Here is a 12713-nt window from a genome sequence, read left to right as displayed (position 1 = left end):
TCCTGTTATGATGAGCGCCCCGTTGAAAAGCCTCGGGGCAAAAGACGCCGTATTTAACCACAAGCGCGCAGCCGAAACCAAAGGCTGTGCCGACGCCCAGTCCGAGCATGTCCGATAAAATTGAACTTCGCGCAGAGGTGCCGTCCGAATTGGGCGGCCAACGCCTCGATCAAGTCGCCGCCCAACTCTTCGCTGAGCACTCACGCTCGCGCCTTTCCGCCTGGATCAAAGAAGGTCGCCTGACTGTGGACGGGGCGGTGATCCGCCCGCGCGACATTGTGCATGGCGGTGCCGTCCTTGAGCTGACTGCCGAGCAGGAAGCCCAGGGCGAGTGGATCGCCCAGGACATCGAGCTCGATATCGTCTATGAAGACGACGACATCCTGGTGATCAACAAGCCTGCGGGTCTGGTGGTGCACCCGGCCGCCGGTCACGCCGATGGCACCCTGCTCAACGCTTTGTTGCACCATGTGCCGGACATCATCAATGTCCCGCGCGCCGGTATCGTGCATCGTCTGGACAAGGACACCACCGGTCTGATGGTGGTGGCCAAGACCATTCAGGCGCAGACCAAACTGGTTGCGCAATTGCAGAGCCGCAGTGTCAGCCGCATCTATGAGTGCATCGTCATTGGCGTTGTCACCGCCGGTGGCAAGATCAATGCGCCGATCGGTCGTCACGGCCAGCAACGCCAGCGCATGGCAGTGATGGAAGGCGGCAAGCCTGCCGTCAGCCATTACCGCGTGCTCGAGCGTTTCCGTTCGCACACCCACGTGCGGGTGAAACTGGAAACCGGTCGGACCCACCAGATCCGCGTGCACATGGCCCACATCAACTTCCCGTTGGTCGGCGATCCGGCGTACGGCGGGCGTTTCCGCATTCCGCCTGCGGCCAACCCGACCATGGTGGAATCGCTCAAGCACTTCCCGCGTCAGGCGCTGCACGCGCGTTTCCTTGAACTCGATCATCCGACGAGCGGTGAGCGCATGAGCTGGGAATCGCCGCTGCCGGAAGATTTCGTCTGGCTGCTGACCCTGCTCAAGCAGGATCGCGAGGCCTTCGTCGGATGAACTGGCTGACGCCGGACTGGCCTGCGCCGGCCAGCGTCAAGGCCTGTGTCACCACCCGCGAGGGCGGTGTCAGCGAGGCGCCGTTCGACAGCCTGAATCTGGGCGATCACGTCGATGATCGTCCGCAGGACGTCGCCGAGAACCGTCGACGCTTGACCGATCACTTCTCCATACAGCCTGCCTGGTTGCAGCAAGTGCACGGGATCACCGTTGCCCATGCTGATCCGGGCATTGTTGCAACTGCAGATGCCAGCTGGACGGCAACACCGGGAGTCGCCTGCGCGGCGATGACGGCGGATTGCTTGCCGGCGTTGTTCTGCGATCGTGCGGGCACTCGCGTAGCGGCGGCCCATGCCGGTTGGCGTGGTCTGGCGGCGGGCGTGCTTGAGGCAACTCTCGACAGCCTCGATGTTCCTGCTGACGAGGTACTGGTCTGGCTCGGCCCGGCCATTGGCCCCAAAGCCTTTGAAGTCGGTCCGGAAGTACGGGAAGTCTTCATCAATCAACTGCCTGAAGCAGCAGAAGCGTTCGTACCGAGCAACAATGCCGGCAAGTTCATGGCTGATATTTATCTGCTGGCGCGCCTGCGTCTGGCTGAACGGGGTGTCACGGCTGTTTATGGTGGCGGTTTCTGCACCGTGACCGATCCGCGTTTCTTTTCTTACCGCCGTGCGTCGCGCACCGGTCGTTTCGCCTCCCTTGTTTGGCTCACCCGCTAAACTCTCTGATCTGCATCAACTCTCCGACGCTTGAATCTCCCAGAATCGACCGCATCTACAGTGGTATCTGGCAGGTTTCTTTATTCAGGATGGTTTCTTAGGTCCGGCCTGCTCAAAAGGAAGGTGACCCATGCGTATTGACCGTTTAACCAGCAAATTACAGTTGGCCCTGTCCGACGCCCAGTCGTTGGCGGTTGGCCACGATCATCCGGCCATCGAGCCGGCGCATTTGATGCAGGCCATGCTTGAACAGCAGGGCGGTTCGATCAAGCCGTTGCTGATGCAAGTAGGCTTCGACGTCAACAGCTTGCGTAAAGAGCTGACCAAAGAGCTCGATCAACTACCGAAAATCCAGAATCCGACCGGCGACGTCAACATGTCGCAGGATCTGGCGCGCCTGCTCAATCAGGCTGACCGTCTGGCTCAGCAGAAGGGCGACCAGTTCATTTCCAGCGAACTGGTGCTGCTCGCCGCGATGGACGAGAACAGCAAGCTCGGCAAGTTGCTGCTCGGCCAAGGCGTGAGCAAGAAAGCCCTGGAAAACGCGATCAATAACCTGCGTGGTGGCGAAGCGGTGAATGACGCCAACCACGAAGAGTCGCGGCAGGCGCTGGACAAGTACACCGTCGACCTGACCAAGCGCGCCGAAGACGGCAAGCTTGATCCGGTGATCGGCCGTGACGACGAGATCCGTCGCACCATTCAGGTTCTGCAACGCCGCACCAAGAACAACCCGGTGCTGATCGGTGAGCCTGGCGTGGGTAAAACCGCGATCGCCGAAGGGCTGGCGCAGCGCATCATCAACGGCGAAGTGCCGGACGGCCTTAAAGGCAAGCGCCTGCTGTCGCTGGACATGGGCGCGCTGATTGCCGGCGCCAAGTATCGCGGTGAGTTCGAAGAGCGCCTGAAATCGTTGCTCAACGAACTGTCGAAGCAGGAAGGGCAGATCATTCTGTTCATCGACGAACTGCACACCATGGTCGGCGCCGGTAAAGGCGAAGGCTCGATGGACGCTGGCAACATGCTCAAGCCTGCGCTGGCTCGCGGCGAGCTGCACTGCGTCGGCGCGACCACGCTCAATGAGTACCGCCAATATATAGAGAAGGACGCGGCGCTCGAGCGGCGTTTCCAGAAAGTTCTGGTGGACGAGCCGAGCGAAGAAGACACCATCGCGATTCTGCGTGGCCTCAAGGAGCGTTACGAGGTCCACCACAAAGTGGCGATCACCGATGGCGCGATCATCGCTGCGGCCAAGCTTAGCCATCGCTACATCACGGATCGACAGCTGCCGGACAAGGCCATCGACCTGATCGACGAGGCGGCCAGCCGTATCCGCATGGAGATCGACTCCAAACCGGAAGTACTCGATCGTCTGGAGCGGCGCCTGATTCAGCTGAAGGTGGAATCCCAGGCGCTGAAGAAAGAAAGCGACGACGCGGCGAAGAAACGCTTGGAAAAACTCCAGGAAGAAATCGAGCGTCACGAACGTGAGTATTCCGATCTGGAGGAAATCTGGAACTCGGAGAAAGCCGAGGTGCAGGGTTCTGCGCAGATTCAGCAGAAGATCGAACAGTCGCGCCAGGAACTGGAAGCCGCACGCCGCAAAGGCGACCTGAACCGCATGGCCGAGTTGCAGTACGGGGTGATCCCCGACCTGGAGCGCAGCCTGCAAATGGTCGACCAGCACGGCAAGAGCGAAAACCAGTTGCTGCGCAGCAAGGTGACTGAAGAAGAGATTGCCGAAGTCGTGTCGAAGTGGACCGGCATCCCGGTGTCGAAAATGCTCGAAGGCGAGCGCGACAAGCTGATGAAGATGGAGAGCCTGTTGCACAAACGGGTAATCGGTCAGGAAGAAGCGGTCGTGGCTGTGGCCAACGCCGTGCGGCGTTCCCGCGCCGGGCTGTCCGACCCGAATCGGCCGAGCGGCTCGTTCATGTTCCTCGGCCCGACCGGTGTCGGTAAAACCGAGCTGTGCAAGGCTTTGGCCGAGTTCCTCTTCGATACTGAAGAGGCGATGGTGCGGATCGACATGTCCGAATTCATGGAGAAACACTCCGTGGCCCGTCTGATCGGTGCGCCACCAGGCTACGTCGGCTATGAAGAGGGCGGTTATCTGACCGAAGCGGTGCGTCGCAAGCCTTACTCGGTGATCCTCATGGACGAAGTCGAGAAGGCCCATCCGGATGTGTTCAACATCCTTCTGCAAGTGCTTGAGGATGGCCGGCTGACCGACAGTCACGGGCGTACGGTGGACTTCCGCAACACGGTGATCGTGATGACCTCCAACCTCGGGTCGATGCAGATCCAGGAACTGGTCGGTGATCGTGAGGCGCAGCGTGCTGCTGTGATGGACGCGCTGACCTCGCACTTCCGTCCGGAGTTCATCAACCGCGTTGACGAGGTGGTGATCTTCGAGCCGCTGGCGCGGGATCAGATCGCCGGGATTACCGAGATCCAGTTGGGTCGCCTGCGCAGCCGTCTGGCCGAGCGCGAGCTGAAGCTGGAGCTGAGCCCGGAAGCGATGGACAAGCTGATCGCCGTCGGTTACGACCCGGTGTATGGCGCACGTCCTTTGAAACGGGCGATCCAGCGCTGGATCGAAAACCCGCTGGCGCAGTTGATCCTGTCGGGTCATTTCATGCCGGGCGACACCGCCACCGGCAAGGTCGAGAACGACGAAATCGTTTTCGGCTAAGCCTCAGGGCAATGAAACCGGGAAGGCCTCGCATTGCGAGGCCTTTTTTTCGCCAGGCTGTTGAACTCAAAGGAAAAGGCTTGTAAAGTGCGCCCCGCAGTCAGTCACCGGCAGCGTTTCAACCCACCGGGTTGGAATCTGAAATAAGTTGCAAATCATTAACTTGAAAGCAATTTAGGGGGTTGACAGAGGTGTTCTAGGTTGTAGAATAGCGCGCCTCAGACACACGAACGCAGCGATGCGAACGGGTGGCGAGATGCAACAAAGCTTCACCGTTGTAAATTGAAATATGTAGTTCCGTGATAGCTCAGTCGGTAGAGCAAATGACTGTTAATCATTGGGTCCCAGGTTCGAGTCCTGGTCACGGAGCCAATTTCAAACCGGGGTATAGCGCAGTCCGGTAGCGCGCCTGCTTTGGGAGCAGGATGTCAGGAGTTCGAATCCCCTTACCCCGACCATATTTGGGTCGTTAGCTCAGTTGGTAGAGCAGTTGGCTTTTAACCAATTGGTCGTAGGTTCGAATCCCACACGACCCACCATTTTTGAAACCAGTTTGCGCTGGGATCGAATCTTAAGATCAGAGGCCAAAAGCGCTGATCGAAGAAGGCGATCTTTGAAAGGTCGCCTTTTTTTTACCGGGGTATAGCGCAGTCCGGTAGCGCGCCTGCTTTGGGAGCAGGATGTCAGGAGTTCGAATCCCCTTACCCCGACCATATTGAAAATCCTCGTATCGAAAGATACGGGGATTTTTTTTGCCTGCCGAAAGCTGAATCCCTTCAAGTCGTCATACAACCTGCCGATAGCCCGCTAACACGAGGGGACTGCCAACGCTTCGCCCCTTGATCTGGCCATTACAAGAATAAGGGCGTTCGTCATGTTGCTTCGTCAGTTGAATATTGCTCCCCGGGCTGCCCTGGGATTTGCCCTGATCGCGGTGTTGGTGGCCTTGCTCGGCGTGTTTGCGCTGGGGCAGATGTCGAGCATTCGCGACAGTGAGGTGGCGGTGGAGAACCGCTGGTTGCCGAGCATCCGTGGCGGCGACGAGATCCGCGAACTGATGCTGCGCATCCGCACTATCTCCCTGCGCATGGCGCTCGATCAGGATCCGGCCAACATCGCCACCTACCGTGGCCAGATGGACACCCGCGACAAGGAGCTGAGCGAAAAAATCGCAGCCTACGACAAACTGGTTGACACTGCCGAAGGCCAGCAGCTGTATGACCAGTTCAAGAAAACCTTCGCCGCCTATCGCACCGGCATTGCCCAGTCGTTCACCCTCGCTGAGCAAGGCAAGCGTGACGAGCTGACCAAATTGTTGCTGGTTGACATGAAGACCGTGGTCGACGGCTCCGGCAAGCAACTCAACGATCTCGCCGATCTGTTCGCCCGCCAGGTCGCTGCCGAAAGCGAGAAGTCCGCCGCGCATTATGAAACCTCGCGCACCATCGTAACTCTGTTCATTGCCTTGGCAGCGCTGGCCACGGTGGCGCTGGCGATGTTGCTTACGCGCAGTATCGTGCGCCCGCTGAGCAGCGCTGTGGATGCCGCTGAAAGTGTCGCCAAGGGCGATCTCACCCGACCGATCGAAACCCATGGCAACGACGAAGTCAGCCGCTTGCTCAAGGCCTTGGCGACGATGCAACAGAACCTGCGCGAAACCCTGCAAGGTATCAGCGGCTCAGCTACGCAACTGGCCACCGCCGCGGATGAACTGAGCGCCGTCACCGTCGACAGCACTCAGGGCCTGCAAGAGCAGAACAACGAAATCGAACAGGCCGCCACTGCGGTTAACGAGATGACCGCTGCGGTGGAGGAGGTCGCGCGCAACGCGGTGTCGACGTCCGATGCCACGCGCCAGTCCAGTCAGTCGGCGCAATTGGGCCAGGAGCGCGTCAGCGAAACCGCCAGCGCGATCAACGCCCTGGCCAGTGATGTGCAAAACACCGGCGAATTGGTGCAGTCGCTGGCCAATCAGTCGCAGGACATCGGCAAGGTTCTGGACGTGATTCGCGCCATCGCCGAGCAGACCAATCTGCTGGCGCTCAACGCTGCCATCGAAGCGGCTCGTGCGGGCGAAAGCGGTCGCGGCTTTGCGGTGGTGGCCGACGAGGTGCGAGCGCTGGCGTATCGCACCCAGCAATCGACGCAGGAAATCGAACAGATGGTGCAATGCATGCGCAGCGGTTCGAGCCAGGCGCTGGAGTCAATGCAGGCCAGCGCATCTCGTGCGGCGAGCACGCTGGTTCTGGCAGAGCGGGCAGGTGAGGCGTTGGTGACGATCACGGCGTCGGTGCACGAGATTCACGAGCGCAACCTGGTGATCGCCAGCGCTGCCGAGGAGCAGGCGCAGGTGGCGCGGGAAGTGGATCGCAATCTGGTGAACATTCGCGACCTGTCGGTGCGTTCGGCTGCGGGGGCTGATCAGACCAGCGCGTCGAGCCACGAACTGTCGCAACTGGCCAATGCGCTGCAGGGCATGGTGCGGCGCTTCCAGCTGTGATCGACAGCCAATAAAAAGCCCCGCGCGATGCGGGGCTTGGAATAAAGATCAAAGGTGGGAGCGAGCCTGCTCGCGAATGCGCCTGATCTTCGAGCAGCACGAAAACCTGTGGGAGCCGGGCTTGCCCGCGATAGCGGTGGGTCAGGCAACAGAAATATCAACTGACCCGGCGCCATCGCTGGCAAGCCAGCTCCCACAGATGTTGGCCTTAGTGCAGTTTCAGGCGCGGTTCGGTGCCACGACCAATCTTGCTCCCCAGCATCAGCATCGCCGTGCGGAACGGCCCGTACAGCGCCATCTGGTGCATGCGGTACAGCGACACATAGAACATCCGCGCCAGCCAGCCTTCGAGCATGACGCTACCGGTCAGGTTACCCATCAAGTTACCCACAGCAGAAAAACGCGACAGCGAAATCAGCGAGCCGTAGTCGGTGTACTTGTACTCCGGCAGGGTCTTGCCTTCGATGCGCAGTTTCAGCGACTTGGCCAGCAGCGACGCCTGTTGATGCGCCGCTTGTGCCCGTGGCGGCACGTTGCGATCAGTGCCCGGTTGCGGGCACGCCGCGCAGTCGCCGAAGGCAAAGATGTTTTCGTCGCGAGTGGTTTGCAGAGTCGGCAGCACTTGCAGCTGATTGATGCGGTTGGTCTCCAGACCGTCGATGTCCTTGAGAAAACCCGGTGCGCGGATGCCGGCAGCCCAGACTTTCAGGCTGGCCTTGATCTCGTTGCCATCGGCGGTGATCAGGCTGTCGGCAGTCACTTCACTGACTGCTGCGTTGGTCATCACATTGACCCCGAGCTTCTCCAGGGTCTTGTGCACCGGCCCGCTGATGCGCTCCGGCAGGGCGGGCAGCACCCGTGGGCCGGCTTCGATCAAAGTGATGTGCATGTTTTCCGGTTTGATCCGGTCCAGACCATACGCGGCCAATTCATGGGCGGCGTTGTGCAGCTCTGCCGCCAGTTCGACGCCAGTGGCGCCAGCACCGACGATGGCCACGCTGATCTGCTCGACCACATCGGTCTGCCCGGCGTGGGCGCGCAGATAATGATTGAGCAATTGCTGATGGAAGCGCTCGGCCTGTTTGCGTGTATCGAGGAACAGACAATGCTGCGCCGCGCCCTGGGTGCCGAAATCGTTGGTGGTGCTGCCGACGCTGATGACCAGCGAGTCATAAGCCACTTCACGCGCCGGCACCAGCTCGACGCCGTTTTCGTCATAGGTCGCGGCCAGCTGGATTTTCTTCTGCGCGCGATCAAGCCCGCTCATGCGCCCGAGCTGGAACTCGAAGTGGTTCCATTTCGCCTGGGCGACATAGTTGAGTTCGTCTTCGGAGGAGTTCAGGGAACCGGCGGCCACTTCGTGCAGCAGCGGTTTCCAGATGTGGGTCAGGTTCGCGTCGACCAGCATCACGCTGGCCGTGCCGCGCTTGCCCAGAGTCTTACCCAGGCGGGTAGCCAACTCCAGACCGCCGGCGCCGCCGCCGACAATGACAATACGATGGGACATAGGGATAACTCGCAAGGTTTTTAAAGGAAATCGGTGCGGTTACCCGAGGGAGCGCAAGACAGCTCATAACGTCAGGTAACTGATAAATCGGCTCAACAGGCCCAGACCAATGGTCACTGCCAGCACCAGCACCAGGAGCATCCACGGCCGGAAAGGCCGGCGCTCGACACGGTGTTGGGACAATTGCAGGTACTCTTCGACATGCTTTTGGTCTTCGGGGTTCAGGCGGCTGGTCATATTTGCCTCGTCAGGTAGACGTTACTGAATGAGCACAGGCTACAGCGGTTTTCAGCCCGGATTGAATGCAGCGTAGCCGCTGTCCGGAACCGGTTCGACGCACACGCTATCGTCGAGGCGAATGATGCCGCTTTGTAACACCCGGGCAGTGATCCCGCCATGCCCGCGCACGGCTTGAAACGTGCCCGGGCCGAGGTTGTTCTGCAAGCGTGCGCAGGGCTGACACCAGCCAGTGGTTTCGAGTATCGCTTGCCCGATGCGAAAGCGCCGCCCCTTCAGGCTAAACAAATTGATTCCGCTTATAACGAGATTGCGCCGCAGATCTTCAGGCCGGACTGGCTGGTCAGCGGGACGGCCCATCAATGCGTTGATCACCGCCAGGTGCTCCCACTGAATCAGCGTCACCTGTCGCGCATTGCGAACGCCCGGGCGGGCGTGGTCGCCGGTGAGCCCGGCTTCCAGCCGCGCCTCGACCGCGTCCAGCTCAAGCATCGGCCCACGGGATTCTGGACGCACGCCGATCCAGCGCACACGACCGGTTTGCGGAACCTCGGCGATCAACTGCTGCAGCGGCGTCACAGGCTTATGCCCACGTCGAACACAATGCTGCGGCCGAGGTTGCTGCGCAGAAAGTCCGGTGCGTCGGGGTGGGCGAACAGCACACGGGCGAATGTCGGGCCGACCAGCGACAGCGAGCGCCAGCCCTGACGCAGGTATTCGGTCGGTGGCGGGAAATGACTGTTGAGGTCGAGCACTTCGCGCTTGAGGCTGGCGAAGGCGATGATGTCCAGCTCACCCAGATCCATGCCGCGTTCCTTGTAGTTGTGCGCCTTCTTGCGCAGGGTCGGCGCCAGACGCAGGAGAAATTCATTGGCCGGGATGCGTTTGGGCTTGGCTTCGCGGCGCACCAGTTGGCTCAGGGAAAACGCGCTGCGCCGACGCTGCAATTCGTCGCGCCATTCGTCATTGAGACGGCGGCCTTCATCGAGGACGAAAAAAACTTCGAAATTGGCATCGCGGAACAACACGTCCGGCGGCTCACCGGCCGGGGCGAATTCGTCGGCGCGGTAGGGGATGTTCAGGCCTTGCAGCAGGCGCTGGCAGACCCAACGCTCACGCTCCCATTTGCGGGCATTGGACAGGAACGCATTGGCCTGCTCGGCCGCGATGGTCAGCAGGCGTAAATAATCTGAATCATCCATAAGCCCAAGCTTAGCGTCCAAATGCGACAAGCAGATAGCTTTGCATCGGCTGGTGCACATACATCGGCGGTGTAGACTGCGACAAAGCGGTAAGCCCATGGAGAAGGTGAGGGAATCATGATCGGTGCCGAACTGCTGTCCTCGGCAAGCCTGACGCTCGGCTGGCTGATTTATCTGCCGGTGCTGCTCTGGGCGATCATGTATGCGCCATGGGTCGAGCTGTTCAGCGACAGTCGCCGGCAGCACTTGCTGTTCGGCACGGTGTTCGCGCTGTTTCTGCTGTGGCTGGTGCGCAGGGATTTCGACACCGGCGTGTCTTATCACTTTATCGGCATGACGGCCGTGACGCTGCTGCTCGATTGGCCCCTGGCGATCGTCGGCGGGCTGGTTGCGCAGATCGGCCTGGTGTTGTTGGGGCGTCAGGACCTGGCTGCGGTGGGCGTCAATGGCGCGTTGCTGATTCTGCTGCCAGTGCTGATTACCGAATGCGTGGCAATCCTCGTGGAGCGTGCGCAGCCACGCAATCCATTCGTTTACATCTTCTGTTCCGGTTTCTTCGCCGCTGCGTTGTCCGGCCTGTTGTGCCTGATCCTCAGCCTGACGCTGCTGTGGTACGACGGCCTCTTCGCCATGCCGGAATGGCTGGAAGATTTCGTCGGCTACCTGTGGTTGCTGCTGTTTCCCGAGGCCTTTATCAACGGCATGGTCGTCAGTGCATTGGTGGTGTTCTGCCCGGAATGGCTGGAGACCTTCAACCGCACCCGTTACCTTTCGGCGCCGTGGAAGGACGACGATCCGAAGTCTTGATCCACATCAAACCGGCCAGGCCGCAGAGATTTCATGCTCGCGCAAATTCCTTCAGGAGCAGTGGCATGGGCGTTTACGAATGGGCGCGGCAGGAAACCCGGCAGAGTCTGGAGCTGGCGCAGGAAGTGGGCTTTGACCCGGGCCTGAGTTTGCGCGCCCTGCTCAGCGCCGTGGTGCAGCAGAGCAAGGCAGTGCGCAATGCCGAAGACCTGGCCGACGAGTTGCGCTTTCTTGCGGAGAACCTCGACGACAGTCAGGACTACGGCTTCATGCGGCCCTGAGGGCTCAGTGACGCGGATCGAAATCGCCGGAAAACAGCTCGTCTTCGGCATCCGGGGCGACCGGAATCTTGTGTTCTTCCGAGGCCCAGGCGCCGAGGTCGATCAGTTTGCAGCGATCGGAGCAAAACGGACGGAATTTGTTCGCCGGGGTGAATTCGACGGGGGCGCCGCAGGTCGGGCATTCAACGGTTGGAATCTGGCTCATGCTTGGCCTCCGGATAAAGTCAGATAAAAGTGATGCAGACGCTCCACCTCGCTGTGCAGCCAGGCAAGGTCGCGGTCGTTGACGATCACGTCGTCGGCACGGCTCACGCGGTCTTCACGGCTCGATTGCGCCTTGAGGATCGCCTGCACCTGCGCTTCGCTGGTCTGGTCACGCTGCAAGGTGCGTTCGATCTGCAGTTGTTGCGGCGCATCGATGACCAGGATGCGCTGAGTCATCGCGTATTGCCCGGACTCGATCAGCAACGGTGAAACCAGAATCGCGTAAGGCGATTTTGCCTGCGCCAGATGATCAGCGATTTCTTCGCCGATCAGCGGATGCAGCAGCGCCTCTAGCCAACGCCGCTGTTCAGGGTCTTCAAAAATCAGTTTGCGCAGGGCGGCACGGTCCAGTGTGCCGTCGGCCTGCAACACGGCGGAACCGAAATGCTCGGCGATTTTCGCCAGCGCTGGACGCCCCGGCTCGACTACCCAGCGCGCCGCATGATCAGCGTCCACCACGTGCACGCCGAGGTCGATGAAGTGCTGCGCCGCCGCACTTTTGCCGCTGCCGATGCCGCCGGTCAGGCCGAGGATCCAGGGTTTTTCCACAGGGGTATTCATTTCAAACCGACAGACTGCCAATAGAAGTCGGTTATTTGACCACCCCAGAGCAAGGCAATCCAGCCGGCAATTGCCAGAAAGGGTCCGAAGGGGATCGGCGTCGAGGTTTCCTGGGCGCGCAGACGCAGCATGACAACGCCCAATATCGCCCCCACCAGGGAAGATAGAAGAATCGTCAGCGGCAGAATCTGCCAGCCACCCCAAGCGCCAAGCAAGGCCAATAGTTTGAAATCGCCGTGACCGATGCCGTCCTTGCCGGTGAGCAGTTTGAACAGCCAGAACACCGACCACAGCGCCAGATAACCCGCGACCGCGCCCCACAACGCATCGGGCAACGCCACGAACACGCCGAAGCTGTTGACGATCAGCCCCAGCCACAGCAGCGGCAGCACCAGCACATCGGGCAGCAGTTGATGTTCGCAGTCGATCAGACTCATCGCCAGCAAGCCCCATGTCAGCAAGATCAGCAGACCTGCCGGCCAACCGAAGCCGAGATGCCAGGCAATGAATGCCGAGAGGACGCTGCAGGCCAGTTCGGTCAGCGGATAACGCTTGCTGATCGGTGTCGAGCAGGCCGAGCAGCGCCCGCGCAGCAGCAGATAACTGAGCAGCGGAATGTTTTCCCAAGGGCGGATCCGATGTCCGCAATGCGGGCACGCGGAGTGCGGCAGCATCAGGTTGTAAGTCGGCACAGGCGTTTCAGCGGGCAGGCCGAGCACATCATGGGCCTGCTGGCGCCAGTCGCGCTCGAGCATCTTCGGCAGGCGCCAGACCACTACGTTGAGGAAGCTGCCGACCACCAGCCCGAGCAGCAGCGCGCTGACCACAAAGGCCAGCGGATACACGGCAAACAGTTTTTCGATAGGCATG

At 60.4% G+C, this 12713-nt stretch carries 13 protein-coding genes, 4 tRNA genes and 1 pseudogene; 11 read left to right on the top strand and 7 right to left on the bottom strand.

The window, feature by feature from the left end; all coding sequences use genetic code 11:
* The first annotated feature begins 107 nt into the window (after positions 1-107).
* The 9 genes and pseudogenes from rluD to KVG87_RS26330 all read left to right on the top strand — a co-directional run bounded on the left by rluD (position 108) and on the right by KVG87_RS26330 (position 6984).
* Positions 108-1070: a 23S rRNA pseudouridine(1911/1915/1917) synthase RluD gene (gene rluD / locus KVG87_RS22875; RefSeq protein WP_016773140.1), complete on the top strand. Its 963-nt coding sequence runs from the start codon at positions 108-110 to the stop codon at positions 1068-1070.
* Positions 1067-1789, top strand: coding sequence for a peptidoglycan editing factor PgeF (pgeF, locus tag KVG87_RS22870; RefSeq protein WP_217852712.1), 723 nt, complete (start codon positions 1067-1069; stop codon positions 1787-1789). The genes rluD and pgeF overlap by 4 nt, the downstream gene beginning before the upstream one ends.
* Before the next feature lie 130 nt (positions 1790-1919).
* On the top strand, positions 1920-4484 hold the full coding sequence (clpB, locus tag KVG87_RS22865; protein WP_073475480.1) for an ATP-dependent chaperone ClpB: 2565 nt from the start codon (positions 1920-1922) through the stop codon (positions 4482-4484).
* A gap of 296 nt (positions 4485-4780) precedes the next feature.
* Positions 4781-4856: transfer RNA gene (locus KVG87_RS22860), tRNA-Asn, on the top strand.
* 9 nt (positions 4857-4865) lie between these two features.
* Positions 4866-4942 (top strand) — tRNA-Pro (locus tag KVG87_RS22855).
* Between the two features lie 5 nt (positions 4943-4947).
* Positions 4948-5023, top strand: a tRNA-Lys gene (locus KVG87_RS22850).
* 97 nt (positions 5024-5120) lie between these two features.
* Positions 5121-5197 (top strand) — tRNA-Pro (locus tag KVG87_RS22845).
* A 161-nt stretch (positions 5198-5358) separates the two neighbouring features.
* Positions 5359-6129: pseudogene (locus KVG87_RS26335) on the top strand (MCP four helix bundle domain-containing protein); the annotation flags it as partial.
* Positions 6121-6984, top strand: coding sequence for a methyl-accepting chemotaxis protein (locus KVG87_RS26330; protein ID WP_437180906.1), 864 nt, complete (start codon positions 6121-6123; stop codon positions 6982-6984). The pseudogene KVG87_RS26335 and the gene KVG87_RS26330, both read left to right, overlap by 9 nt.
* A 208-nt stretch (positions 6985-7192) precedes the next feature.
* Here the strand turns inward: KVG87_RS26330 and KVG87_RS22835 are convergent, their stop codons facing one another.
* The 4 genes from KVG87_RS22835 to KVG87_RS22820 all read right to left on the bottom strand — a co-directional run bounded on the left by KVG87_RS22835 (position 7193) and on the right by KVG87_RS22820 (position 9930).
* The gene (locus KVG87_RS22835) at positions 7193-8491 is read right to left on the bottom strand and encodes an NAD(P)/FAD-dependent oxidoreductase (RefSeq protein WP_016773144.1); all 1299 of its coding nucleotides are present in this window, start codon (positions 8489-8491) and stop codon (positions 7193-7195) included.
* Between the two features lie 63 nt (positions 8492-8554).
* The gene (locus KVG87_RS22830) at positions 8555-8728 is read right to left on the bottom strand and encodes a DUF3094 domain-containing protein (protein ID WP_007909875.1); all 174 of its coding nucleotides are present in this window, start codon (positions 8726-8728) and stop codon (positions 8555-8557) included.
* Positions 8729-8779: 51 nt separating this feature from the next.
* Positions 8780-9307: an MOSC domain-containing protein gene (locus tag KVG87_RS22825; RefSeq protein WP_016773146.1), complete on the bottom strand. Its 528-nt coding sequence runs from the start codon at positions 9305-9307 to the stop codon at positions 8780-8782.
* On the bottom strand, positions 9304-9930 hold the full coding sequence (locus KVG87_RS22820; protein ID WP_007909887.1) for a DUF1780 domain-containing protein: 627 nt from the start codon (positions 9928-9930) through the stop codon (positions 9304-9306). Before KVG87_RS22820 ends, KVG87_RS22825 begins: the two co-directional genes overlap by 4 nt.
* Before the next feature lie 117 nt (positions 9931-10047).
* Here KVG87_RS22820 and KVG87_RS22815 point away from each other — a divergent pair, with 117 nt between their 5' ends.
* Positions 10048-10737 (top strand): energy-coupling factor ABC transporter permease, encoded by a 690-nt coding sequence (locus KVG87_RS22815; RefSeq protein WP_217852708.1) that lies wholly within the window; start codon positions 10048-10050, stop codon positions 10735-10737.
* Positions 10738-10802: 65 nt separating this feature from the next.
* Positions 10803-11018 (top strand): hypothetical protein, encoded by a 216-nt coding sequence (locus KVG87_RS22810; protein ID WP_016773148.1) that lies wholly within the window; start codon positions 10803-10805, stop codon positions 11016-11018.
* Between the two features lie 4 nt (positions 11019-11022).
* On the opposite strand, the gene yacG is transcribed toward KVG87_RS22810, so the two are convergent.
* From yacG to KVG87_RS22795, 3 genes are read right to left on the bottom strand one after another with little or no spacing between them, the layout of a single operon-like run.
* A complete protein-coding gene (gene yacG / locus KVG87_RS22805; RefSeq protein ID WP_016773149.1) occupies positions 11023-11223 on the bottom strand; it encodes a DNA gyrase inhibitor YacG in 201 nt (66 codons plus the stop codon).
* Positions 11220-11843, bottom strand: coding sequence for a dephospho-CoA kinase (coaE, locus tag KVG87_RS22800; RefSeq protein WP_217852706.1), 624 nt, complete (start codon positions 11841-11843; stop codon positions 11220-11222). The genes yacG and coaE overlap by 4 nt, the downstream gene beginning before the upstream one ends.
* The gene (locus tag KVG87_RS22795; protein WP_217852704.1) at positions 11840-12712 is read right to left on the bottom strand and encodes a prepilin peptidase; all 873 of its coding nucleotides are present in this window, start codon (positions 12710-12712) and stop codon (positions 11840-11842) included. Before KVG87_RS22795 ends, coaE begins: the two co-directional genes overlap by 4 nt.
* Position 12713 lies beyond the last annotated feature (1 nt).

The sequence above is a fragment of the Pseudomonas siliginis genome (genome assembly GCF_019145195.1).
Taxonomy (GTDB): domain Bacteria; phylum Pseudomonadota; class Gammaproteobacteria; order Pseudomonadales; family Pseudomonadaceae; genus Aquipseudomonas; species Aquipseudomonas siliginis.
The sequence above is the reverse complement of the archived record's forward strand: the minus strand, read 5'-3'. Positions and strand labels throughout refer to the sequence as shown.